The 26,276-nt window shown below is 43.4% G+C and carries 23 protein-coding genes; 2 read left to right on the top strand and 21 right to left on the bottom strand.

Annotated features, from left to right (window positions below):
- Positions 1-47: 47 nt before the first annotated feature.
- The gene (locus tag ABE547_RS05065; protein WP_235248225.1) at positions 48-692 is read right to left on the bottom strand and encodes a redox-sensing transcriptional repressor Rex; all 645 of its coding nucleotides are present in this window, start codon (positions 690-692) and stop codon (positions 48-50) included.
- A 122-nt stretch (positions 693-814) separates the two neighbouring features.
- On the opposite strand from ABE547_RS05065, the gene ABE547_RS05060 reads away from it, so the two are divergent.
- Positions 815-2,767, top strand: coding sequence for an ABC-F family ATP-binding cassette domain-containing protein (locus tag ABE547_RS05060; RefSeq protein WP_347377735.1), 1,953 nt, complete (start codon positions 815-817; stop codon positions 2,765-2,767).
- Between the two features lie 86 nt (positions 2,768-2,853).
- Here the strand turns inward: ABE547_RS05060 and ABE547_RS05055 are convergent, their stop codons facing one another.
- From ABE547_RS05055 to mgtE, 15 genes are all read right to left on the bottom strand, one after another.
- Complete coding sequence (locus ABE547_RS05055; protein ID WP_347377734.1) at positions 2,854-3,030, bottom strand: DUF6472 family protein; 177 nt, start codon at positions 3,028-3,030, stop codon at positions 2,854-2,856.
- 55 nt (positions 3,031-3,085) lie between these two features.
- Positions 3,086-4,285 (bottom strand): NADP-dependent isocitrate dehydrogenase, encoded by a 1,200-nt coding sequence (locus tag ABE547_RS05050; RefSeq protein WP_347377733.1) that lies wholly within the window; start codon positions 4,283-4,285, stop codon positions 3,086-3,088.
- A gap of 56 nt (positions 4,286-4,341) precedes the next feature.
- Positions 4,342-4,998 (bottom strand): GntR family transcriptional regulator, encoded by a 657-nt coding sequence (locus ABE547_RS05045; protein ID WP_347377732.1) that lies wholly within the window; start codon positions 4,996-4,998, stop codon positions 4,342-4,344.
- Between the two features lie 10 nt (positions 4,999-5,008).
- Positions 5,009-6,403, bottom strand: a complete 1,395-nt coding sequence (locus ABE547_RS05040; protein WP_347377731.1) for a 2-isopropylmalate synthase — start codon at positions 6,401-6,403, stop codon at positions 5,009-5,011.
- 169 nt (positions 6,404-6,572) lie between these two features.
- Positions 6,573-7,787 (bottom strand): threonine ammonia-lyase, encoded by a 1,215-nt coding sequence (gene ilvA / locus ABE547_RS05035; RefSeq protein ID WP_347377730.1) that lies wholly within the window; start codon positions 7,785-7,787, stop codon positions 6,573-6,575.
- A 35-nt stretch (positions 7,788-7,822) separates the two neighbouring features.
- A complete protein-coding gene (gene ftsY / locus ABE547_RS05030; RefSeq protein WP_347377729.1) occupies positions 7,823-8,761 on the bottom strand; it encodes a signal recognition particle-docking protein FtsY in 939 nt (312 codons plus the stop codon).
- Positions 8,762-8,770: 9 nt separating this feature from the next.
- Positions 8,771-12,331, bottom strand: a complete 3,561-nt coding sequence (gene smc, locus ABE547_RS05025) for a chromosome segregation protein SMC (RefSeq protein ID WP_347377728.1) — start codon at positions 12,329-12,331, stop codon at positions 8,771-8,773.
- Positions 12,332-12,338: 7 nt separating this feature from the next.
- Entirely contained in the window at positions 12,339-13,034 is a 696-nt protein-coding gene (gene rnc / locus ABE547_RS05020; RefSeq protein WP_347377727.1) for a ribonuclease III, read from the bottom strand.
- Between the two features lie 91 nt (positions 13,035-13,125).
- Entirely contained in the window at positions 13,126-13,359 is a 234-nt protein-coding gene (acpP, locus tag ABE547_RS05015; protein ID WP_235248213.1) for an acyl carrier protein, read from the bottom strand.
- A gap of 34 nt (positions 13,360-13,393) precedes the next feature.
- A complete protein-coding gene (plsX, locus tag ABE547_RS05010) occupies positions 13,394-14,416 on the bottom strand; it encodes a phosphate acyltransferase PlsX (protein ID WP_347377726.1) in 1,023 nt (340 codons plus the stop codon).
- A gap of 121 nt (positions 14,417-14,537) precedes the next feature.
- On the bottom strand, positions 14,538-14,717 hold the full coding sequence (gene rpmF / locus ABE547_RS05005) for a 50S ribosomal protein L32 (protein ID WP_004606185.1): 180 nt from the start codon (positions 14,715-14,717) through the stop codon (positions 14,538-14,540).
- A 3-nt stretch (positions 14,718-14,720) separates the two neighbouring features.
- The gene (locus ABE547_RS05000; RefSeq protein WP_347377725.1) at positions 14,721-15,248 is read right to left on the bottom strand and encodes a DUF177 domain-containing protein; all 528 of its coding nucleotides are present in this window, start codon (positions 15,246-15,248) and stop codon (positions 14,721-14,723) included.
- A gap of 68 nt (positions 15,249-15,316) precedes the next feature.
- Entirely contained in the window at positions 15,317-16,507 is a 1,191-nt protein-coding gene (locus ABE547_RS04995; protein WP_347377724.1) for an acetate kinase, read from the bottom strand.
- Positions 16,508-16,549: 42 nt separating this feature from the next.
- Positions 16,550-17,551 carry a phosphate acetyltransferase gene (pta, locus tag ABE547_RS04990; protein ID WP_347377723.1) on the bottom strand — a complete coding sequence of 334 codons (1,002 nt, stop codon included), beginning with the start codon at positions 17,549-17,551 and terminating at the stop codon, positions 16,550-16,552.
- Between the two features lie 114 nt (positions 17,552-17,665).
- Complete coding sequence (gene mgtE, locus ABE547_RS04985; RefSeq protein WP_347377848.1) at positions 17,666-19,003, bottom strand: magnesium transporter; 1,338 nt, start codon at positions 19,001-19,003, stop codon at positions 17,666-17,668.
- Positions 19,004-19,239: 236 nt separating this feature from the next.
- Between mgtE and ABE547_RS04980 the strand changes: the two genes are divergently transcribed.
- Positions 19,240-20,463, top strand: coding sequence for a nucleotidyltransferase (locus ABE547_RS04980; protein WP_347377722.1), 1,224 nt, complete (start codon positions 19,240-19,242; stop codon positions 20,461-20,463).
- A 4-nt stretch (positions 20,464-20,467) separates the two neighbouring features.
- Here the strand turns inward: ABE547_RS04980 and ABE547_RS04975 are convergent, their stop codons facing one another.
- From ABE547_RS04975 to polA, 5 genes are read right to left on the bottom strand one after another with little or no spacing between them, the layout of a single operon-like run.
- Positions 20,468-21,832 carry a PFL family protein gene (locus ABE547_RS04975; protein WP_347377721.1) on the bottom strand — a complete coding sequence of 455 codons (1,365 nt, stop codon included), beginning with the start codon at positions 21,830-21,832 and terminating at the stop codon, positions 20,468-20,470.
- A gap of 32 nt (positions 21,833-21,864) precedes the next feature.
- A complete protein-coding gene (locus ABE547_RS04970) occupies positions 21,865-22,137 on the bottom strand; it encodes an ACT domain-containing protein (RefSeq protein ID WP_347377720.1) in 273 nt (90 codons plus the stop codon).
- Between the two features lie 35 nt (positions 22,138-22,172).
- On the bottom strand, positions 22,173-22,970 hold the full coding sequence (locus ABE547_RS04965) for an MBL fold metallo-hydrolase (protein WP_347377719.1): 798 nt from the start codon (positions 22,968-22,970) through the stop codon (positions 22,173-22,175).
- A gap of 21 nt (positions 22,971-22,991) precedes the next feature.
- Entirely contained in the window at positions 22,992-23,582 is a 591-nt protein-coding gene (gene coaE / locus ABE547_RS04960; protein ID WP_347377718.1) for a dephospho-CoA kinase, read from the bottom strand.
- Between the two features lie 12 nt (positions 23,583-23,594).
- Positions 23,595-26,210 carry a DNA polymerase I gene (polA, locus tag ABE547_RS04955; RefSeq protein WP_347377717.1) on the bottom strand — a complete coding sequence of 872 codons (2,616 nt, stop codon included), beginning with the start codon at positions 26,208-26,210 and terminating at the stop codon, positions 23,595-23,597.
- Positions 26,211-26,276 lie beyond the last annotated feature (66 nt).

The raw sequence follows: 26,276 nt of genomic DNA, 5'->3' as shown, positions 1-26,276 counted from the left end.
GAACAGGCATGTCTGCACATGCCGGACCTTACACGTCTACATCATCTTTATTTTTTGTGTTCTTCGTTATAACGGCTTATATTATAGGATAACTGCATAAGACTTTCAGATAAATGCACATTTTCCACGATGATATTCTCTGGAAGATTCAGGTCTGTATGTGCAAAATTCCAGATCGCACGTACCCCGTTTTCAACCAGCATATTCGCAACCTCAATTGCCTTTTCTTTTGGAATCGTAAGAACAGCAATATCTATATTATTATTCTGTACAAAAGACTTCAGATCATCCATCATACGTACCGGAACGCCCCGGATTGCCACACCCTCCAACCGTGGATTCACATCAAAGATTCCCTTTAATATAAAACCACGTTTTTCAAATGCTGCATAGTTGGCCAGTGCCTGCCCCAGATTACCAGCTCCGATAATAATAATATTGTGATCTTCTTCAAGTCCGAGAATCTTACCAATCTCTGTGTACAGATACTTTACATTATATCCGTATCCCTGTTGACCAAATCCTCCGAAATTATTAAGATCCTGACGAATCTGTGACGCAGTCACTTTCATTCGTTTACTGAGATCATTTGAAGAGATTCGTTCTACTCCATTTTCTAAAAGTTCTCCCAAATATCTGTAATACCTTGGCAACCTTCGTATTACCGCCTGCGATATCTCTCTTCCTTCCAATGTATTCACCTTCCTGTTATAGTCTAAAGATATTATATAAAATCGGAAGATTAATGTCAAACAATAGTTGTAATTTACACCATTTCCGTTATAATTATATCGTATGCAAAGGAGGAAATACCATGATATTAGCATGTCACGGAATCAATAAATCCTTCGGTGAAAACGTAATTGTCGCCGATGGATCATTTCACATAGAGGATCATGAAAAGGCTGCACTGGTCGGACCAAACGGCGCCGGAAAGTCTACTCTCCTGAAGATGGTCGTCGGAGAACTGCCTTCTGACGGCGGAACTGTCATTCTCACAAAAGGAAAGACTCTCGGCTATCTCGCACAGCACCAGCAGATGCAAAGCGGCAATACCATCTATGAGGAAGTGAAGCTTGCCAAGTCAGAGATCATCTCCATGGAACAACAGATTCGTTCTATCGAACTGGAATTAAAACATCTCTCCGGTGCGGAACTGGAAGCACGTCTGAACACTTACAACCGCCTGACTGCCGCTTTCGAACGCGCCAACGGATATGCCTATGAAAGTGAAATTACGGGCGTTCTTAAGGGTCTTGGCTTTACAGAAAACGATTTCTCCAAGCCGGTTGACACACTTTCCGGCGGACAGAAAACACGCGTATCTCTTGGAAAGCTGCTCCTCACAAAACCGGATATTCTCCTGCTGGATGAGCCTACCAACCACCTGGATCTGAATTCCATCTCATGGCTTGAGACTTATCTTCTCAACTATCCGGGGGCTGTTCTGATCGTCTCCCATGACCGGTACTTTCTGAACAGAGTTGTCACAAAGGTACTGGAAATCGAGCAGGGATCTTTGATGACCTATCAGGGCAATTACAGCGATTACGCCGACAAGAAAAAGAAACTTCGGGAAGCGCGACTGAAGGAATATCTGAACCAGCAGCAGGAAATCAGACACCAGGAGGCTGTCATCGAAAAACTTCGTTCTTTCAACCGTGAAAAATCCATTAAACGTGCAGAAAGTCGCGAAAAAATGCTGGAAAAGATGAAGCCTGTAGAGAAGCCCCAGGAGCTGAATACGGAGATTCATCTGACACTGGAGCCTTCCTGTGTCAGTGGAAACGATGTATTAACGGTAGAACACTTAAGCAAATCATTTCCGGGGCAGACCTTATTCTCTGACATCAGCTTCGAAATAAAACGCGGAGAACATGTTGCAATCATTGGCGACAACGGAACCGGCAAAACCACATTATTGAAAATCCTGAATCAGGTAGTTTCAGCTGACAGCGGAACCTTCTCGCTTGGAACGAATGTAAAAATCGGATACTATGACCAGGAACATCACGTCCTTCATATGGAAAAAACCATCTTCGATGAGATATCGGATGACTATCCGACACTGACAAACACCCAGATCCGCAATGTTCTTGCAGCATTTCTCTTTACCGGAGAGGACGTCTTCAAACAGATCAGCTCTCTGAGCGGCGGGGAGCGCGGACGTGTTTCACTTGCGAAACTGATGCTGTCCGAAGCAAACTTTCTGATCCTTGATGAGCCAACCAACCATTTGGATATCACCTCCAAAGAAATTCTGGAAAAAGCATTAAATGATTACACCGGAACTGTATTGTATGTCTCTCATGACCGATATTTTATTAATCAGACCGCAACAAGGATCCTGGATCTGGTAAACCAGACATTTGTCAATTATATTGGTAATTATGATTATTATCTGGAGAAAAAAGAAGAACTGACAGCCATCTATGCCGGCAGCACTGCTTCGGCTCCAATTCCCGGAAGTGTAAAGGCCGCTTCTTCCGCAGCAAAATCTTCCACGAATTCCATCACAGATTCCAAACTCAGCTGGCAGGAACAAAAAGAAGCTCAGGCACGGGAGCGAAAACGAAAAAATGAACTGAAAAAGACGGAAGACCGCATCTCTGATCTCGAAGAACGCGATGCCGAAATCGATGAATTAATGATGCAGGAAGAGATCTTTACGAATTCAGTAAAATGTCAGGAACTGGCAAAGGAAAAAGCTTCTATCGCAGAAGAACTTGCAGAATTATATGAAAAGTGGGAAGAACTTGCAGAATAAAGAAAGGAAACATTATAAAAACCAGGATATCACCTTTCCGAATATGATATCCTGGTTTTTCATGTACAAGCAACGCTCCCTGAAATTTACATCTGATGCCTGACCACCGTATACTCGTCTCCATAACTGTAATACGGACAATCCCGATATGTATTTGTCACAAACCGATATAGCTCGTCCTCATCCAGATCCATCTGACAGACGTAACATTCATAATCTTCATCATATTCATAATGTGCACAGGACTCACAATTACTTTTCATACCACACGACTCCTTTCATGGGAACCAGTATAACAAATTATGTTTATTTCATAATTTACTGCAATTTTTCCGCAATTGCTTTGATGAAGTTCTCACTGTTCAATACAGTTAGATTCTCCAGCGTCGTAATCAGTGCCAGATCTTTTGTCATCTTTCCTTCTTCAATCGTGTCAATCGTTGCCTTTTCAAGTTTATCGGCAAATTCCATCAATTCCTGATTGCCATCGAGCTCGCCACGTTTTCTCAGCGCACCTGTCCATGCAAAGATTGTTGCAACAGAGTTGGTTGATGTCTCTTCCCCTTTCAGATGCTTATAATAATGGCGCTGTACCGTTCCATGTGCAGCTTCATACTCATAATATCCTTCCGGTGATACCAGTACAGAAGTCATCATGGCAAGTGAACCAAATGCAGAAGACACCATATCACTCATAACATCTCCGTCATAGTTCTTGCAGGCCCAGATATATCCGCCTTCGGACTTCATGACACGGGCTACCGCATCATCAATCAGTGTGTAAAAGTATACGATACCTGCCTTTTCGAACTTTTCAGCATATTCTGCATCATAGATCTCCTGGAAGATATCTTTAAATGTATGATCATATTTTTTAGAGATTGTATCCTTTGTAGCGAACCAAAGATCCTGTCTGGTATCCAGCGCATAGTTAAAACAGCTTCTTGCAAAGCTTTCAATGGAACCGCACAGATTATGTATTCCCTGTGCCACACCGGCTCCTGCATAGTTATGTACCAGTTCTCTTGTCTTTGTTCCATCTTCTGCCGTATATACAAGCTCAACCTTCCCGGGTCCTGGAATCTTCATTTCTGTGTTTTTATAAACGTCACCATACGCATGTCTTGCAATCGTAATTGGTTTCTTCCAGTTTTTCACACATGGTTCAATGCCTTTTACCACGATTGGCGCACGAAATACCGTTCCATCCAGAATCGCACGGATCGTACCATTCGGACTCTTCCACATCTCTTTCAGATTATATTCTGTCATACGTGCTGCATTTGGAGTGATCGTTGCACATTTTACGGCAACTTTATACTTCTTTGTCGCATTTGCCGCATCAACAGTAACCTGATCATTCGTCTCATTACGGCATTCAAGACCCAGATCATAGTATTCTGTATTCAGTTCAACAAATGGTTCCAGCAGATTTTCTTTAATCATTTTCCAGAGAATTCTGGTCATCTCATCTCCGTCCATCTCCACAATAGGTGTTGTCATCTTAATTTTTGCCATCTTTACATCTTCCTCCTGTTTGAATCTTTGTCGCTGTTTCCGTAGGTTTTATAGTTCTATATTTCATTCAGATGCAGATTTTTCATAACATTGATGATATGCTGATTTGCAAGCTTTTCAGCCAGATCTGCATCCTTTGCTCTGATCGCATTTAATATTTCGCGATGTTCTTCAATAGACCGCTGAGCACGTGTCGGTGCTTCTACCGACATCGTCCTTGCCATCTGTACATACTTGTGAAAATCTTTTAACACATGTTCCAGTATACGACTATCGGACGCTTCATACAAGATCTTATGGAACTTTCCATCCATCTCTGACACCTGTTCCGCCTGTCCATTCCTTTTTTTGTGCAAATGATATTCCGACAGGAGTATGATCTCCTCCAGTTCTTCTATCTGCTCATCTGTAATATTTTTCGTAGCCCATCTTGCACATAATCCCTCCAGCTGGGAACGAATCTTATAGATATCTTCCACATCTTTTGCAGTGATGCCTGTTACGTAAGCCCCTTTATTCGGGATGATCGTAACAAGTCCTTCCAGCTCAAGCTGCCTTAGTGCTTCTCTGACCGGAGTCCTGCTCACGCCAAGCTCCTCTCCGATCGTAATCTCTCTTAATTCTTCGTGTTCCTGATAAACTCCATTTAAAATATCTTCTCTTAATCGTTGAAAAACCTTTCCCCGTAAAGATCCGTCACGATATTCCTCCATATTCTCACCTCTATCTGACCAGACTGATTCCCAGTTTCTTACAATTTTCTTCAATCACCTGTAATAGTTCTTCGTCTGTCAAAACGGTAACTCGTCCATCTTCATATTCCTGATCTACCCAGTCTTTTACACAGCTTACAAGTTCTGAGTTTTTATCCACCTGTTTTTCTTCCGGAAGGCTGAAGTAGGAATTAATCCAGTGTGCGATTCCTGCAAGTCCGGAAGTATTGGATACTGCAACAAGCGGCGGACGATTCAGAAACTTGCCTGTATCAAAGATATTGTAGATCTCTTCATTCTTCAACAGTCCATCCGCATGAATTCCCGCTCTTGTAACATTAAAATTCTTACCGACAAAAGGAGTCCTTGACGGGATCTCATATCCAATCTCTTTCTCATAATATTCTGACAGTTCCGTGATCACACGTGTATCCATACCATCCAGCGTACCGCGAAGCTGTGCATACTCAAATACCATTGCCTCCAATGGAGTATTGCCGGTGCGCTCTCCGATTCCGAAAAGAGAACAGTTCACACCACTCGCTCCATACAGCCACGCAGTTGAAGAGTTGCTTACTGCTTTATAAAAATCATTGTGTCCGTGGAATTCAATCAATTCGCTCGGTACTCCCGCATGTACCCGGATTCCGTAGATGATTCCCGGAATGGATCTCGGGATCACTGCACCCGGATAGTTTACACCATAACCCATTGTATCACATACTCGCACTTTCACAGGAATTTTATATTCATCCATCAGTCTCATCAGTTCCAGACAGAACGGAATCACAAATCCATAGATATCGGATCTTGTAATATCTTCCAGATGACATCTCGGACTGATTCCAGTCTCGAGACACTCTCTGACAATTGACAGATAGTGTTCCATTGCCTGACGTCGCGTCATTTTTAATTTATAAAAAATGTGATAATCCGAACAGCTGACCAGCACACCCGTTTCCTTCATTCCAATCTCTTTTACCAGATCGAAGTCTTTTTTACTCGCACGGATCCAGCTAGTAATCTCCGGAAATTTATAATCCTTTTCCATACATTTGTATACTGCATCCCGGTCTTTTTTGCTATACAGGAAAAATTCACACTGACGGATCTTTCCATTCGGGCCTCCAAGACGATGAAAATAGTCATATATTTTTACAATCTGCTCTGTACTGTATGGTGCCCGTGACTGCTGTCCATCCCGGAATGTCGTATCCGTGATCCATATTTCATCCGGCATGTGATGCGGTACAATTCGATCATTAAATGCTATTTTCGGAATCTCATCGTAATGAAAAAGATTCCGGAATACGTTTGGTGTATCCACATCAACCAATGGATACATATGCTCCTCCAGCTGTAATAAATTCGTATGTTCATTCAGATATACTTTTCTATTTTCCATTTTACTCGCTCGCTTTCCAATATTTTAGTAAGATAAAGCACTAAACTAAACATGTATAATTGTATACAATTATACATTCAGTGTCAATACGTTTTTTTACAGAAAATAGAAAGAGGTCATGACTTTCATAACCCTCGATGAAAATCATGACCCTTTTGTCAATATGTTATTAATATAGTTTTGCGCCGATTTCTCTCGGACGGAATCCGCCCTCTTCCAGTGCATTTAAGATCTGATGCTTGTGCTCCGTACCAAATGCTTCCATTGTAATACGAAGCTCCACTGCGGCATTACGATTGGTGCTGACAAACTGGTTATGTTCAAGTTTAATAACATTGCCATTTGCATTTGCAATCGTTGTTGCTACACGCACAAGCTCACCTGCTTTATCCGGAAGCAGTACGGATACAGAAAAGATACGGTCTCTCTGAATCAGTCCGTGCTGAACAATAGACGACATCGTGATGACATCCATATTTCCGCCGCTTAATATAGCGACTGCCTTTTTTCCTTTCAGATCCATCTGTTTCAAAGCGGCAACCGTGAGAAGGCCGGAATTTTCAACGACCATCTTATGATTCTCCACCATATCCAGGAATGCACCGATCAGTTCATCGTCCTCTACCGTAAGAACCTGGTCAATGTTCTCCTGTGCGTACGGAAAGATCTTTTCTCCCACACGTTTTACGGCAGTACCATCGGCAATCGTATTGGCACTTTCCAGCGTAACCGGCTCTCCCATCTGAAGAGCCGCTGTCATACTTGCTGCAGCAGCCGGTTCCACTCCTATAACTTTGATCTTTGGATTCAGCATCTTGGCAAGCGTGGATACACCTGTTACCAGTCCACCGCCGCCAACAGGTACAAATATATAGTCTACAGTAGGAAGTTCCTGTACAATCTCCATTGCGATCGTTCCCTGTCCCGTCGCAATATCCAGATCGTCAAACGGATGCACAAAAGTACATCCTCTATCTTGTGCAAGCTTTTGTGCATATGCGCAGGCATCATCATAGACATCTCCATGGAGAATAACCTCTGCTCCGTAATTCTTCGTACGATTCACTTTAATCAGCGGAGTAACCGTTGGCATAACAATCGTTGCCTTACATCCGAATTTCTGTGCAGCGTATGCAACACCCTGTGCATGATTTCCTGCAGAAGCCGCGATGAGCCCCTTTTCTCTCTCTTCTTCTGTCATAGTGCTGATCTTATAATAGGATCCTCTTACTTTATATGCTCCTGTATACTGCATGTTTTCCGGCTTCAGATAGATCTTGCCGCCGGTCTGCTGGCTCAGATATTCACTGTATACCAGCTTGGTCGGAAGTGTAACGTTTTTCACCATTTCACTTGCCTGTTCAAACTTCTCTAATGTCAACATCCTTCATATCTCCTCTTCTCGTATCATATACCATTTTATTCCACGTTAAATAATGCATTTACAAAAGTATCCGAATCAAACTTCTGCAGATCATCAATGGTTTCACCTACACCGATATATTTTACAGGGATTCCAAGCTCTGCCTGTATTGCGACAGCAATACCTCCCTTGGCGGTTCCATCCATCTTGGTCAGAACAATTCCTGTAATATCAGCCACTTCATTGAATTCTTTCGCCTGCTGAAGTGCATTCTGTCCCGTAGTTGCATCAAGAACCACCAATGTTTCCCGATGTGCATCCGGATATTCTCTGTCAATAATCCGATTCATTTTCTTAAGTTCTTCCATCAGATTCTTTTTATTATGCAGTCTTCCGGCCGTATCAATCAGAAGTACGTCCGCATGCTTTGCTTTTGCGGATGCCACTGCATCAAATACTACGGAAGCCGGATCGGATCCTTCCTGTCCTCCGATCAGATCAGCCTGGGCACGATGTGCCCATTCCTTCAGCTGTTCTCCGGCAGCCGCACGGAAGGTATCTGCAGCCGCAAGAACAACCTTCTTTCCCTGGGCACGAAGTTTGCCTGCAAGCTTGCCGATCGTCGTTGTCTTTCCAACGCCGTTGACACCGATCACCATAACCACTGACGTCTTCTCTTCGAACTCATATGCCGTTTCTCCGACATCCATCTGTTCTTTAATACTTTCAATCAAGATTTCTCTGCATTGAACAGGTTCTTTGATATGCTGTTCTTTTACCTTTGCCTTCAGATCTTCCAGAATATCATCGGTTGCCTGTACTCCCAGATCTCCCATAATCAGAACTTCTTCCAGTTCTTCATAAAAATCATCATCGATCTGTGAAAATCCATGAAAGATACTGTCCATTCCGGAAACGATATTGTCTCTTGTCTTACTGAGTCCTGATACCAGTTTCCTGAAAAATCCCATCTTTTCTTTTTGTTCTTCTGCCATGACATCCTCCTATTGTTCCAGTTCATTTTCCAGAAGACTGACAGATACCAGCGTTGACACGCCTTTCTCCTGCATAGTAATACCATACAGTCTGTCTGCCGCGGTCATTGTACCGCGCCTGTGTGTAATTACAATAAACTGTGTATTTTTCGTCAGTTTATGCAGATACTGTGCAAATCTGACTACATTATTATCATCCAGTGCAGCCTCGATCTCATCCAGGAGACAGAATGGCGATGGCTTCTGATTCTGAATTGCGAATAATAAGGCAATCGCCGTAAGTGCTTTTTCGCCTCCCGAGAGCTGCATCATATTCTGAAGTTTCTTTCCCGGCGGCTGTGCAATGATCCGGATTCCCGCATCCAGAACATCCTCGTCTTCCATCAGTTCCAGCGTTCCCTTGCCTCCACCGAATAATTCTTTAAATACTGCATCAAACTCCTCTGCAATCATTGCAAACTGCTCTTTAAACTGTTTGCGCATGGCATCGTCAAGTTCGTCAATAATCTGTTCCAGTGTTGTCTCTGCCTCCACAAGATCGTCATGCTGATTTTTCAGAAATTCATAGCGCTCAGAAACCTGTTTATACTCTTCGATTGCATTCACATTGACATTTCCCAGAGAACGTATCTCCGACTTCAGCTCCTGAATACGTTTTCTCATTTTGGCAAGATCTGTCAGATTCACATCTCTTAGCTCTTTCGCATGATTGTAGGTGATCTCATACTCTTCCCACATATAATTGATCTGCTTTTCAGAGGCCTCCTCATATCCGGTCTTCTGACTTTCCAGACGATAAGCTTCCTTATCGAGGTCTGCCATGTGCTTTGCAAGATCCTCTCTCTTTTGCAGGAACACTTTATGCTGATTATTCAGTTCTTCACGCTGCCTCCTGGATTTCTCGATCTCCTTCTGAATCTCATCAAACAGATCTTTGGAATCCTCTATGGTCTGTCTCAGATCAGCGATCTGTGCTTCCTTTTCTTCAATTTCTCTGGAAGTATCACCTTTATTTTCTTCCAGCTTTTCAAGCTCTGCATGAAACTTCTCATTTTCTTCACGAATACGAGTCATATTTTCTACGACGAAATTATATTTTTGTTCCAGATTCGCGTAGATCAGATGAATCTCTTCTGCCGCTTTTATCCGTTTTGTTTCTTCCTCGTGCTCTGCATCCAGCAGTTTCTGCTCATCCTGAATCTTTTTCGTCAGTTCCTTCTCAAGACTTTCCGAAGTATCCAGTTCTACATTGATCGATTCCTGATTATCCATGATATCGGCAATCTGCGCAATCAGTTTTTCATCTTCTTCTTTCAGATTCCGCTCTGTATCTTTTGCATTTCTGATTCTGGACTCCGCCTGATCCGCATTCATCTTTGCCGTATTCTGAATCACATACGCCTTCTGTAATTCACTGCTGATTCCATCTATCTTTTCATAATACCCTGCACGCTCTTTCCGAAGTTTCTCTGTGGAAGCTTCCATCTCATCCATTTCCTGCTTCAGCTTACGGACTGTTTTTTCAAACTCCTCAATCTCCCGTCGTCTGCTCAGAAGGTTACTGGTATTTTTAAATGCTCCTCCTGTCATGGAACCGCCCGGGTTGATCAGCTCGCCTTCCAGCGTTACAATCCGGATCGTCTGATGATATTTTCTTGCAATTGCAGTTCCGTGATCAATATGATCCACCACCAGCGTACGCCCCAGAAGATAATCCGCAAGAATCTGATACTTTTCTTCGACTTTTACCAGCTGATTGGCGGCTCCGATCACTCCGGTCTCTTTCAAAGCTTCCGGATGACTGATTCCGGCATTCGCCCGGATGGATGTCAGCGGAAGGAATGTCGCACGTCCATATTTATTCTTCTTCAGAAACTGAATCATACGTTTAGCGGTATCTTCATCCGCGGTTACAATATTCTGTATATTTCCGCCCAAAGCGGTCTCAACTGCAATCTCATACTCTCTGGAAACTTTTATAATATCAGCAACAACACCCAGAAGACCTTTTTCACGGTCTTTATTATCCATGACCTTGCGGATACTGTTTCCGTATCCGTCATATCGCTCGGTGATGTTCTTCAGCGAATCCAGTCTGGACTGCTCCCTGTGATAGGCAGTCTGCCCCAGACGGAACTGCTCTGTCTGCTTAGATATGATCTCCTGCAGTTTCTTTATCTTCTCTTCATACTGTGAATTCTGTTCTGTTAATGCGATGATTCTGGAAGACACTTCCTTTAATTCCTGACGATATCTTGTCAGTTCTTCATTCTCCCTGTCTGCATCACTTTCAGTTTCGATGATCTGACGGCTGATCTGTGCCCGACGAACCTGAATCTGCTCCAGCATGGTATCATATTTCTGAATCTTTGCCTTGGTAGAAGCCCGATTATTCAGAATTTCCATGATGTCATTCTTTTTCTGATCGACGGAATCTGTAATACCTGCAATCCTAGTTTGTACATCAATCAACGCTTCCTTCGCCTGATTCTCTTTCTGAAGATGTTCTTCCATCTTCCTGCGGATCGTTCTCTGTTCACCCTGCAGGTTATCGAGCTGGCCTTCCCTCACGCGTATCTCAGAATCAATGGTTCTCGCACGCTGGTCATAATGTTCATCATTCATGCGGGAACTGTGAATCTGCTCTTTCAGAAGTTCGATCTGATTCTGAAGCTGCTGTTTTAAAATCGTGGTCTCATTGAGCTGACTTTTTGACTTTTCGATCAGCGCATCAATACTGTCAACCTGTTCTTCAATTGCCTCATATTCGGCTTTCATATCATCATATTGGCGACTGGTATCCGCCAGTTCCTGTTTGGTGATGTCAAGCTTCTCTTCTGCACTTCGGATCTGATCCTGAATTCTTTCTGTTTCCAGAAGGAACATGTTGATATCATAAGTTTTCAGCTGCTCTTTTTTCTTAAGATATTCCTTTGCAGTCTCTGCCTGCCGCTCCAGAGGTCCGACCTGTTTTTCAAGCTCTGCCAGAATATCATTGACACGAAGAAGATTCTGTCTCTCTTCTTCCAGTTTTTTCACAGACATGCTCTTCCGGCGCTTGAACTTCACAATACCGGCAGCCTCATCGAATAACTCCCGGCGTTCTTCCGGTTTACCACTTAAGATCTTATCAATCTGTCCCTGTCCGATGATAGAGTATCCTTCTTTTCCGATTCCCGTATCATAGAACAGTTCATTTACATCTTTTAATCTGCAGGGGCTTCCATTGATTAGATATTCACTCTCCCCGGAACGATAAAGCTTTCTCGCTACCGTAACTTCTTCATACTCAATCGGAAGTTTGTGATCAGAATTATCCAGAGTAATCGCTACAGAAGCATAGCTTAAAGGCTTACGGTTCTCCGTCCCCGAGAAGATAACATCCTGCATGGATCCGCCTCTTAACTGCTTGATTCTCTGTTCTCCCAGTACCCATCTTACCGCATCTGCCACATTACTTTTTCCACTTCCGTTTGGTCCCACAATCCCGGTAATTCCATTATGAAAGTCGAATTTTATCTTATGGGCAAATGATTTAAATCCCTGCACTTCTATGCTTTTTAAATACATTCTACACCTACTTTATATTCTGCGCATGCAGCTTCAAAATGCTCTGATATGCCGCATCCTGTTCTGCCGCTTTTTTCGTACGTCCGGTACCGACTCCGTATTCCGTCTCTCCAATAAACACTGCCACATGGAAAGACTTGTTGTGATCCGGTCCTTCTTCACCCGTCAGACGGTATGAGATTGTCTCCTTGAAATGTGCCTGAACAATCTCCTGCAAGATAGTCTTGCTATCGTAAAAGAGCTTTTTATTTTCCAGATCCTGCAGTATGAATCGATGAATAAACTCTTTTGCACTAGCAAAACCACCGTCAATATATATTGCGCCGATCAGCGCTTCCATTGCATCTGATGTAATCGACTCTCTCTTACGTCCTCCGGTTGCTTCTTCTCCCTTTCCGAGCAGTAGATATCCGCCCAGTTCAAGATCCCGGGCACAAAAAGCCAGCGCCGGCTCACACACCATACTTGCCCGCGTCTTTGTAAGCTCTCCTTCCGGCATCTTATGATCATCATAAAATAAAAATTCACTGGATACCAATTCCAGTACAGCATCTCCCAGAAATTCCAGACGTTCATTGCACTCATACTTAGGAAGATGCATCTCATTTGCATATGAACTGTGTATCATTGCTTTTTTGAGTAAGTGAAAATCCTGAAATTTATATCCGATTTTTTTTTCTAATATTTTTAAGTCTTTTCCCATACCATGCACCATCTACATGTTTTGCCTTTCTTATACAATCAGAAAAGCGAAAAAGCCCAACCGGGCTCTTTCGTTCTTCTTTGTATTTTGCCTAGTTATTTGTTGCGTTCTTGATCTGTTCAACAGCATCCCCTACTGTTGCAATATTTTCTGCATCGTCATTATCAATTTCAATGTCAAATGTTTCTTCTATTCCCATAATAATCTGGAAGATGTCCAGAGAGTCAGCTCCCAGATCATCCACAAATGTTGTGTCCTCTGTAATATCATCTGCATCCACATTCAATACATCTGCAATGATTTCCTTTAATTTTTCCAGTTCCATAACCCGTTCTCCTTTTCTCATAGTTAGTAATATATTATTCAGCAGATTTTACTTCCGCTTGAATACTCTCTCTGATTTTTTCATTGATTTTCTGTTTTTTGAATGTCACACACTGAATCAGCGTATTGGTTACTTCTTTTGCTTTTGCACTTCCGTGTGTCTTTACGACCAGGCCATTCAGACCAAGCAGAGGTGCGCCGCCGTATTCGCTTGCATCAAAAGACTTCAGCGTAGACCGAAGAGCCGGCTTGATCAGAAGTGCACCGATCTTGCTGCGAAGACTGGTCATCAGTCCGGATTTTACTTTACTGATCAATACAGATCCGACACCTTCGTATAATTTCAAAATGATATTTCCGGCAAAAGCTTCACAGACTACAACATCTGCCTGCCCATGCGGAATCTCTCTTGCCTCTACACTTCCGATAAAGTTGATATCTTTTTCTTCTTTAAGAAGCGGAAATGTCTCTTTCACCAGTGCATTTCCTTTCTCTTCTTCTGCCCCGATATTGACAATTCCAACCTTCGGGTTCTGAATGCCAAGTACATGTTCCATATATATGGACCCCATCTTTGCAAACTGTACCAGATGTGAAGGTCTCGCATCTACGTTGGCTCCGCAGTCGATCAGAAGACTGACACCTTTCTCTGTAGGGATCAGCGGTGCAAGCGGTGGTCTCTCCACCCCCTTGATTCTTCCGACAATGACCTGACCTCCAACCAGAATGGCTCCGGAACTTCCTGCAGATACGAATGCATCCGCCCGCCCTTCCTTTACCATCTTCATTCCGACTACAATCGATGAATCTTTCTTTTTCCGGATGGCATTCACCGGAGGCTCCGCAGTTTCAATCACTTCCGTTGCATTCACCACTTCAATTCTTTCTTTATCATAAGTATATTGACTCAGTTCTGCATTTACGACTTCTTCCTTACCAATCAAAAATACTTTGATATCTTTTTCGCGGCCAAGTGCATCGATCGCGCCCTTTACCATCTCGCCCGGAGCGTTGTCACCGCCCATAGCGTCCAATGCTATTTTTGTAATTTCTGACATCTTAATTCCTCCTAGCATTACTAGGTTCATTCTACTAGACATCAACTCAAAAATCAATATCTTTAAAAAAAATAAGACCCGCCAACATTCGGCAGGTCTTATTCTTAATACATTTTCATAATTAGTCCTGTGGGATGATTTCTTTTTTGTTGTAAGAACCGCAGGCTTTGCAAACTCTGTGAGGCATCATTAATTCACCACATTTGCTGCATTTTACCAGGTTTGGTGCGCTCATTTTCCAGTTTGCTCTTCTTTTGTCTCTTCTTGCTTTTGAAGATTTATTCTTTGGACAAATTGACATAGGTTACACCTCCTTAAAATTCTTAAATACATCGCGGATAACTGACATTCTAGGGTCGAGCCCCGTATCTTCACAGTTACAGGTACCTTCGTTCAGGTTCTGACCACATACATTGCAAATACCTTTACAGTCATCGCTGCATAGAATCTTCGTCGGCCACCCTACCAATAACTCGTTGTAGATCAATTGCTCTACGTTGAAGCTATATCCGTCAATATAGTTATTCTCGTCTAATTCATCTGCCTGCTCTAAAGCATCAGGATCCACGCTTACCTCATGCTCAAACTTGAGCGGGACATAAACTTCTACATCTGTAAGACATCTGTCGCATGGTGCAACTGCCGTAATCCCGGCCTGTCCAAAGACTTTCAGCTTTTTATCCCCCGCATATTCAATCCGTAATGTAAGCGGTGTCTTTTTGATAATCTCAAACTTTCCCATCTCTGACTGAAAACTTGTCATTTCAACGGGAACAGACTCCTCGATCACTTTATGCTGTTCAGACAGAACGTCGGATAGGTTTAATATCATATCTAATTACTCCTATTCACACACTAGACTATTATATCACGTATTATGATTTTGTCAACAAAAATCTTCTAAACTAATGCAACTGTTTCGCGTGCAATTGCTAATTCCTCATTTGTAGGAATTACCATTACAGTTACCTTGGAATCCGGAGTAGAGATAGTAATTTCTTCTCCACGAACACCATTTGCTTCTTTGTTCAGTTCGATACCGAGATATCCAAGATATTCTACTACTTTCTCGCGAACGTTTCCGGCATTCTCACCGATACCAGCTGTAAATGCGATCACATCTACACCGTTCATTGCTGCCACATAGCTTCCTACGTATTTTGCAACACGATAGCAGAATACATCCAGGGCAATTTCTGCTTCTTTGTTTCCTTCTGCCGCAGCCGCATCCAGATCACGGAAATCACTGGATAAGTTATTGGAAAGTCCATACACACCGGATTTCTTGTTCAGCATTGTCATAAGACCTGCAATATCAAGATCCTCTTTCTTTGCAATGAACTCAAGAATTGCCGGATCAATGTCTCCGGAACGTGTTCCCATTACCAGACCTTCCAGAGGTGTAAGACCCATGGAGGTATCTACAGATTTTCCATTCTCTACAGCACAGATGCTTGCTCCGTTTCCAAGATGACATACAATTGTTTTCAGCTGATCATACGGTTTTCCTGCAAGCTCAGCTGCTCTCTTGGATACAAAGCTGTGGCTGGTTCCGTGGAAACCATAACGTCTTACTTTGTATTTATCATAGTATTCGTAAGGAAGTCCATACATATACGCTTTTTCAGGCATTGTCTGATGGAAAGCAGTATCAAATACAGCAACCATCGGTGTACCCGGCATTAATTCCTGGCATGCATTGATACCGATCAAGTTTGCAGGATTGTGAAGCGGTGCAAGGTCATTACACTCTTCGATTGCTTTCTTTACTTCTTCTGTGATTACAACAGACTGTGCAAACTTTTCTCCGCCATGTACGACACGGTGTCCGACTGCACCGATCTCATCCAGACTCTTAACAACGCCTGTCTCAGCATCCGTCAGCGCATCAATTACAAACTGAATTGCTTCTGTATGTGTTGGCATAGCCTTTTCAGATTTTACTTTCTCACCGCCGGCCGGCTGATAAGTAAGACTTCCGTCAATTCCGATTCTTTCGCAGAGTCCCTTTGCAAGTACCTGCTCTGATTCTGAATTGATTAATTGAAACTTTAATGATGAACTTCCACAGTTAATTACTAATACATTCATTTTTGTTACCTCTCCATTATATGTTGTTTATGAACATGAAACTTATTCTTCTGACATACACTGAACAGCTGTGATTGCTACAACACCTTCGATATCCTTCGCACTGCATCCACGGGACAGGTCATTCACAGGGGCTGCGATACCCTGTGTTAACGGGCCGTATGCTTCTGCTTTTCCAAGTCTCTGAGCAAGTTTGTATCCGATATTTCCTGCATCCAGATCCGGGAATACCAGTACATTTGCTTTTCCTGCTACCGGGCTTCCGGGTGCCTTTGATGCTCCGACTTCCGGAACGATCGCTGCATCCAGCTGGAATTCTCCATCCAGAAGAAGTCCCTCCGGTGCATTTTCCTTAGCAATACGGGTTGCCTCTACTACTTTATCAACGTCAGGATGTTTTGCACTTCCCTTGGTAGAATGAGACAGCATTGCTACGATTGGTTCTTTGCCTGTTAACAGTCTGAAGGAGTCTGCAGAAGACAAAGCGATTGCTGCAAGCTTCTCCGGATCCGGATTCTGCTCCAGACCAGAATCTGCGAATACAAATGTTCCGTCAGCACCCATATCACAATCCGGTACAACGATTACGAAGAATGCAGATACAAGCTTTGTACCCGGTTTTGTCTTCAGAATCTGCAAACATGGTCTTAATGTGTCAGCAGTAGAGTGGCATGCTCCTGATACCATTCCGTCTGCATCTTTCATCTTAACCATCATAACACCATAATACAGATAATTAGAGAGAAGAAGTTCTCTTGCCTGCTCTTCTGTCATACCTTTTTTCTGTCTTAACTCAACAAGTTTTGCAATATATGCATCTGTCTTTTCATACGTTGCAGGATCTACGATTGTAGCACCGCTGATGTCAAAATCACCTTTGTTCTTTGCAATCTCTTCTTCACTTCCAATCAGAATCAGATTAGCAGTACCTTCTCTTAATACTGCTTCTGCAGCTTCATAAGTTCTGATATCTTCTGTCTCCGGAAGAACGATTGTCTTTTTACATGTCTTTGCTTTTGCCTTAATATCATCTATAAATCCCATGATTGATAGACTCCTTTCCATATAATCTCAGTATTTTTATTATAATACAAAGAGACCTTGCAGACAAGGTCTCTTCTTGGAATCTTGTGTCTATTTTTTGATACAATTCCATGCTTAGAGTCGGAAAACATAACTTACAATTGCAAAGTATACACTGATCGTACTGATATCAACCAGAGTGGAGATCAGTGGTGTTGCCATGATTGCCGGATCAAGCCCTACTTTCTTCGCGATCAGAGGAAGCGTACATCCAACTACCTTTGCAATGATAACCGTACATGCCATCGTAAGACCGATCGTAAATGCCATCGTTGCATCTCCCTGTCCCATCAATACAATACGAATTCCATTCACCACAGACAGAATCAGACTGATACACACGGCAATTCTTACTTCTTTCCAGATGACTTTAAAAAGATCACGAAATTCAATCTCTCCGACTGCCAGTCCGCGAATCACCAGTGTTGAACTCTGAGAACCGCAGTTTCCTCCGGTACCGGTCAGCATCGGAATAAAGCCGGCAAGCTGTGGCATAACCGCCAAAGCAGCTTCATAACTGTTCATGATCATCTGTGTAACCGTAGCCGACAACATCAGAAACAATAGCCATGGAATACGACTTTTCACGTGTTCGAATACCGTCGTTCCAAAGTAGGATTCTTCATTCGGAGCGACACCGGCCATGATACTGATATCTTCTGTCGTCTCTTCCTGCAATACCTGCATAGCATCATCAACCGTGACGATTCCGACCATGCAGTTTTCATGATCAACGATTGGCAGTGCAATCAGACCGTATTTGGTAATGGTTCTTGCCACGTCTTCCTGGTCATCCGTTGTATGGGCGTACAACAGATTGGTATCCATAATCTCTTCTATCGTCTTGGATTCACCGGTCGTCAACAGTTCCTTTACATCCACCTGGCCGATCAGATGTCTTTTTTCCGTAACATAACAGGTGTAGATCGTCTCACGATTCAGACCAACCTGCCGAATCTTCAATATGGATTCGGCAACCGTCATTTCCTTACGCAGAGCGATGTAATCCACATTCATGACACTTCCGGCACTGTCTTCCGGATACTGCAGCAACTGATTAATCTGCACACGCTTCTCTTCATCCGTCACCATAAGGAGACGGTCTACCACATTTGCAGGCATTTCTTCCAGTACGTCAACCGTATCATCCAGATACATTTCTTCCATGACCTCTTCCAACTCAGAATCAGTCAGTGCATTGATCAGAAGTTCTCGCATATCACTGTTCATGTAGGTAAATGTCTCTGCAGCTTCCTCTTTTGCAAGAAGACGGAACACCATCACCATATGCTTCTGATCAAATTCCTCCAGAATCTCAGCCAGATCGACCGGATACATGTTATTCTCAAGTTCTTCTTTCAGTTCCTTATACTTCCGGGAATCAAGCATGTCCATAATACGTTCTTCTGTCAGTTCTTCCCGTTCTTCCAGATAGTCATACTCCTCTGCTTCCGGTACGGGTTCCGTCTCCGGAACACCTTCCTCAAGGCCACGCTTTCCCAGACGCTCTTCTTTCATTTCAGTCTCTTTTTCCATAACATGTACCCCCTTTCCATTATTCTCTATAATTTTTATCTATTACCCTTTATTTGCATCCACAATCCCTCTATAGTATAATCAATTTAAAAAAGATATACAAGGAGATTCTTATGAAAATAGTCGGCTTAATTACGGAATATAATCCTTTTCACAACGGACATCTCTACCATATTGAGAAGGCACGCAGGCTGACCGGTGCCGACAGCGTAATTGCAGTCATGAGTGGTGATTATGTACAGCGGGGAACTCCCGCAATACTGTCCAAGCGACTTCGTGCTGCAATGGCCCTGCGCATGGGGGTTTCCGTTGTCATTGAACTGCCTGTTGCTTATGCTACCGGAAGTGCAGAATATTTTGCCGAAGGGGCAGTCTCTATCCTTGATCAGTTAGGCTGCATCGATTCTATCTGCTTTGGAAGCGAATGTGGTGATATTACCATGCTGGAAGAACCGGCAAGACTACTTGCCGACGAACCGGAACATTATCAGACTGCACTGAGAGCGGCCCTTCGCAAGGGCCAGGCATATCCGAAAGCCAGACAGACAGCACTCGTACAATGTCTGGAAAATGCATCTGAACAAATACTTGAAAAACCGAACAACATTCTTGGTGTTGAATACCTGAAAGCACTGTATCGTCGAAAAAGTCCGATCAAGGCATATACCATCACACGTAAAAGCTCCGGCTATCACGACACAGAACTGAAAGATCGCTTCAGTTCTGCTACTGCGATCCGAAAAGAGCTCTTACACGGAAGTCCGGATGAGGTCATATCACAGATCCCTGCTCAATGCAATGATCTTATGCAGGAAAATATTCTGAACAGACAGTTTCTCTGTGCCGATGATTTTTCTCTTCTGCTAAAATATGTGCTTCTGAAAGAAACTCCGGAAACTCTTTGCCGCTATCAGGATGTATCCGAAGATCTGGCAAACCGCATCTGGAAAAACCGCAATCAGTTTCAGTCATTCGAAAAGTTCTGTGAGCTTCTGAAAACCAAAGAACTGACATACAGCCGGATCAGCCGGAGTCTGCTTCACATCCTTCTGCAGATTACAACAAATGATGTAACCACATATAAAAAAAATGGCGGCTGCCGATATGCCCATATTCTGGGCTTTCGTAACGACAGCACCGCCACTCTCACGCATATGAAAACACATACCTCCATTCCACTGCTGACCAGACTTGCGCAGTCCCAGGAATTGGATGACTGTGCGCTTCACATGTTAAAACAGGATATCTTTGCTTCTGATCTGTATGAAAGTGTCAGAACAGACAGATATCAGATCCCCTTCTGCAGCGAATATCAGCAACAGATTCTGCGAATCTGAGATTCTAGTTCTTAAAACTGTGTATCGGAGCCGGAATTCTTCCCTTTCTGTTCACAAATGCGCTGCAGTCATACTCATTAACGGGTATGATCGGCGCATACCCCAGAAGGCCGCCAAATTCCGCTGTCTCTCCGACATCCTTTCCAATCACGGGTATCAGACGTACAGCTGTCGTTTTCTGGTTCACCATACCGATCGCCATCTCGTCCGCAATGATTCCGGATATGGTAGATGCCTTTGTCTTTCCCGGAATTGCAATCATATCAAGGCCTACAGAGCACACACAGGTCATAGCCTCCAGTTTCTCTATGGTAAGTGCTCCCAGATTCACCGCATCGATCATTCCCTGATCTTCACTGACAGGAATAAATGCTCCACTTAGGCCCCCAACATAAGAGGATGCCATAACACCGCCTTTTTTCACCTGATCATTCAGCATCGCAAGTGCAGCCGTTGTCCCCGGTGCTCCCACTCGTTCCAGACCGATCTCCTCCAGGATCTCAGCCACACTGTCTCCGACTGCAGGTGTTGGTGCCAGTGACAGATCCACGATACCAAATGGAATCCCCAGACGTTTTGACGCTTCTCCTGCAACAAGCTGACCAACTCTCGTTACTTTAAACGCCGTCTTCTTAATAGTTTCACACAGTTCTTCAAAGCCTCTGCCCCTTACCTGTTCGATCGCATGTTTTACGACTCCCGGTCCGCTGACACCGACATTGATCACCGCATCTCCCTCAGTCACACCCAGAAATGCCCCTGCCATAAATGGATTATCGTCCGGAGCATTGCAGAATACCACCAGCTTGGCACATCCGAGGGAATCCTGATCCCGGGTAGCCTGTGCAGTTGCTTTGACGATCTCTCCGCATAAGCGTACCGCATCCATGTTGATACCGGTTCTTGTAGAACCTACATTGATTGAACTGCACACCCGATCTGTACATGCCAGTGCTTCCGGAATGGAACGGATCAGATTCTCCTCACTCTTTGTCATCGCTTTGGACACCAGAGCAGAGTAGCCGCCTATAAAGTTAACGCCTACCTTTTTTGCCGCTTTATCCAGTGTCTGTGCAATTGTAACATAATCTTCCGGTTTCTTACATGCAGACCCGCCGATCAGAGAGATCGGGGTAATAGAAATTCGTTTATTGACGATCGGGATACCGAATTCTTTTTCGATCTGTTCTCCGGTAGCTACAAGGTTCTCGGCCACCGCAGTAATTTTTTTATAGATGTTTTCATTCAATTGATTCAGATCCGAATCAATGCAGTCGAGCAGACTGATTCCAAGAGTAATCGTTCTGACATCCAGGTTCTCCTGCTCTATCATCTGATTGGTTTCATAGACTTCATATCTGTTAATCATAATGTACACCCGGCCTTTCTGGATTCATCCTGCTATAATCTGTGCATTTTTTCAAAGATCTTTTCTCTCTGACAGTGGATGGTGACTCCGATGGAAATCCCGAGTACTTCCAGTTCTTTTGTAACAGTAACAATTTCTTTGTTTGCATCTGTGACATCAACGATCGCCATCATATTAAAGTAGCCGCCGACGATGGTCTGTGAGATATCAAGAATATTGATATTCGTCTCTGCAAGATAAGTACATACCTTTGCAATAATACCTACGGTATCTTTTCCTACAACTGTAATTACGCATTTCTTCATAGCATGGTCCTCCTGTCGTTGTCTGTGTTATTAAATTATAGTGTAATGATATCAGATATCTGATCTCTCTTAGCAACCATCATCGGGATATTATCTCCTCTGTAAGGATTGTCCCCGATGCTGACCTCCAGCTTTACTGTCTCATAAGCCAGTTCTTCATAATTATTCTCTTTACTGAGATGTCCGAGCACTACATATTGCAGATCATCATGCAGAATATCACACAAAAGCCTCCCTGATGATTCATTGGAAAGATGCCCCTTATCCCCCATCACTCTTCGCTTCAGAGGATAAGGATAAGGTCCTACCTCCAACATATGTATATCATGATTTGCTTCCAGCACGACTGCATTAAGATCACGCAGATTCTGCACGATATATGGATCGTATTTTCCAAGATCTGTCGCAACAGCTACTGCCTTTTCCTCATTTTCCACTCTATACCCGGAAGGTTCATTCGCATCATGGGATATCGCAAACGGCGTAATCTCAAGTGTTCCAACGGTAAATCTTCGATCTACATCCACTTCATGAAGCAATCCTTCCGGAAGCTTTCCGAGTGATCTGCAGGCACGGATTCCTGCAATCGTACCTCTGGTCGCATAGATTGGAACCTCATACTTTCTGGAATATACTCCCAGCCCCTGAATATGATCAATGTGTTCATGAGTGATCAGTATTCCGTCTACTTCCTCTCCCTTGATCCCAAGCGTTGTCAGACCCTGATCAATCCTCTTCTTACTGATTCCGGTATCCACCAGCAGATGGGTGTGATCATCTCCCACATAGATACAGTTTCCGCTGCTTCCACTGGCAATGCTGCATAATCTCATAGTATTTGTAATCTGCCTTTCTTATAAATCTGCAATAATCTTATCCAGCTGCATCTTCGTCTCTTCGAACACACCACTGTTATCAATCACTCTGTCACAATGTCTCATGAACATATCTTTCGGGAGCTGAGCCGCAAACATCTCATCAATCTTTTTCGTCTCATACCCTCTTGCATATTTCAGCCTTTTCTTACGGATTGAATCTTCTACATAGATATACCATAATTCATCACAGATCTCTTCATAATGATCTTCGATCAGAAGCGCTCCTTCAATGATCATAAGATTCGTATTCTTTCTTTCTTCTTTCGTGATCTTCTTCAGGATCTCTTCCTTTACCAGTGGATGAACGATACTGTTCAGCACCGATAATTCCACTTTGTCGGCAAATACGATCTCTGCAAGACCTGCTCTGTTGAGTTCTCCTTTTTCATCCAGAATTCCATCACCGAAATGTTCTACAATTCTTTCAAAGCAATCTGTTCCCTTTTTCTGGAGCTTCTTTGCAACTTCATCTGCCTGGCAGACCGTTGCCCCGTATCTGTTGTTCAGATACTCCAGTATCTGTGTCTTTCCTGCTCCTACTCCACCTGTAATTCCAATAACTTTCATCCTTCACACCTCTTACTTTGCTTCGTACCAGTTATCTCCTGTATGCATATCTATTTCAAGCGGCACATCCAGACTCGCCGCATGCTCCATCTCTTCTTTCAGAATCTCCTGCACCCTGCCAAGCTCCGGCTTATATGCTTCAATCAAAAGTTCATCATGAACCTGAAGAATCAGCCTTGACTTCATCTTCTGTTCCTTCAGCCGCCTGTTGACACGAACCATCGCAATCTTAATGATATCCGCTGCAGTTCCCTGTATCGGAGCATTCATCGCAACACGTTCTCCAAAAGACCGCTGCATAAAATTGCTGGAAGCCAGTTCCGGAACCGGTCTTCGTCTTCCGAACAACGTAACTACATACCCCGTTTCCTTCGCATGCTTCACAGTGTCATCCAGAAATGTCTTGATTCCCGGATAAGTCTTAAAATAATCATCTATATATCTGGCAGCTTCTTTTCTGGTAATACTCAGATCCTGACTCAGTCCGAAGGAACTGATTCCATAGACAATTCCAAAATTCACCGCTTTGGCATTCCTTCTCTGCTGATCCGTCACCTCTTCAAACGGTACATGGAACACCTGAGAAGCAGTGATTCTGTGAATGTCACTTTTTTCTTTATAAGCATCAATCAGATGGCTGTCTCCCGAACAGTGCGCCAGAACACGCAGTTCAATCTGTGAATAATCCGCATCCACGAATACGTACCCGTCTTCCGGAATAAATACTTTCCGGATCAGTCTTCCCAGTTCCATCCGTACCGGAATATTCTGCAGATTTGGTTCTGTACTGCTGATGCGCCCGGTCGCTGTGATCGTCTGGTTAAACTTACTGTGGATTCTTCCATCTTCTCCTATATAATTCGCAAGCCCGTCCGCATACGTGGACTTCAGCTTTGTATACTGCCGATACTCCAGGATCTTTGCGACGATCGGATAATCCGGTGCAAGCTTGTCCAGTACATCTGCCGCCGTCGAATATCCTGTTTTTGTCTTCTTTCCACCCGGAAGCTTCATATGTTCAAAAAGAACCACTCCCAGCTGCTTCGGAGAATTAATATTAAATGTCTCTCCCGCCTCTTCATATATATCTTTCTCAAGTTCAACGATCTTGACCGCAAGCTGATCTCCATAGATCTTTAACGCCTCTGCTTCCACAAGGATGCCATTTTGTTCCATATCATACAAGGTAAATACCAGCGGCATCTCTATTTCTGTAAACAGACTCTCCAGTTGGAACTCTCTGAGTTTTTCCAGCAGTTTTTCAACAGACGCATAGATCGTGTACGCTTCATAGCATACCCGTGCCTCCTCTTCAAGCTTTTCATCTATCATCAGATTCAACTGTTCTCTGGCTACATCTTCGTACGTATAATTACTCTTCAGCGGATTCAGAAGATATGCCGCCACAGCTGTATCAAAGCAGTTATCCTGCCTGTGAATCTGTACATATTCCATCGCCTGCTTCAGATCAAACATGGCAAAACGCTCTGTCTTCCGTGCCACATCGGAAAGTTCATCCAAAAGCCATCTCTGTTCAATTCCATTGCCCGTCCGGATGCAGTAAATCTCGCGTTCAGAAAAGCAGATTCCAATTCCTCCGATTCCGGCCTGATCAATAAAAAGTGGCAGCACATTTCTGGTATCTTTAAAGATACACGCCCCTGTACAGGCTGATATCCTGGCCTTTTCAAATACCCTTTGCGCCTCTTTCTGATCCGTAACGATCCGGAAGGAATCCTCAATCTGATTGGAAGGTGCAGTCACATCAAATCTTGACAGCAGATTCTTAAACTGCAGCTTCTGAAAATACGCATATGCTTCTTCTGTATAGATATTACCAAGCTTTGCATCTTCCAGTTCATAAGCAAAATCAGCATCTACATTGATCGTTGCCAGTACCTTGCTCATCACCGCCATGTCCCAATGCTCTTTGAGTGCTTTTGCAGCTCTTGGCGGCTTCAGTTCATCTGCGTGTGCATATGCTTCTTCTATTGAATGATATTCCGTGATGATCTTCGTCGCTGTCTTCTCACCAATGCTTGGAACACCCGGAATATTATCAGATGTATCACCCATCAGTGCCTTCAGATCAATAAATTCTGTCGGCGTCACCTGATATCGCGCCTTTACATCCGATGCATAATAGTCTTCCACCTCTGTCCGTCCCTGCTTTGTCTTCGGAATCCGGATCTTGACATGCTCTGTCGCAAGCTGCAGAAGATCCCTGTCTCCGGATATCACAGATACTTCCATTCCCTGATTCTCACATCTCTTTGAAAGCGTTCCGATCAGATCATCTGCTTCAAGTCCTGCTGATTCAATGATCTTAATTCCCATCGCCTTCAGAACTTCCTTGATCACCGGAACCTGCTGTCTTAATTCATCAGCCATCGGTTTTCGGGTGCCCTTATACTCCGCATACATCTCATGCCGAAATGTCGGCGCATGCACATCAAAAGCCACCGTAAGATAATCCGGGTTCTCCTCTTCCAGAAGCTTGAACATAATCGTCAGAAATCCATATATAGCATTTGTATGAAGACCATCCGCATTTGTGAGATCCGGCAAACCGTAAAATGCACGGTTCAAAATGCTGTGTCCATCGATCAATACAATCTTACTTTTCATACTATTTCTCCATGATAAAAATAAATGTACTTTCTTACTATACACCAAATCTACATTTTTTAAAAG

The organism is Dorea sp. YH-dor226 (assembly GCF_039832105.1).
GTDB lineage: Bacteria > Bacillota > Clostridia > Lachnospirales > Lachnospiraceae > Dorea_A.
This window is presented reverse-complemented; position numbering and strand designations above follow the sequence as displayed.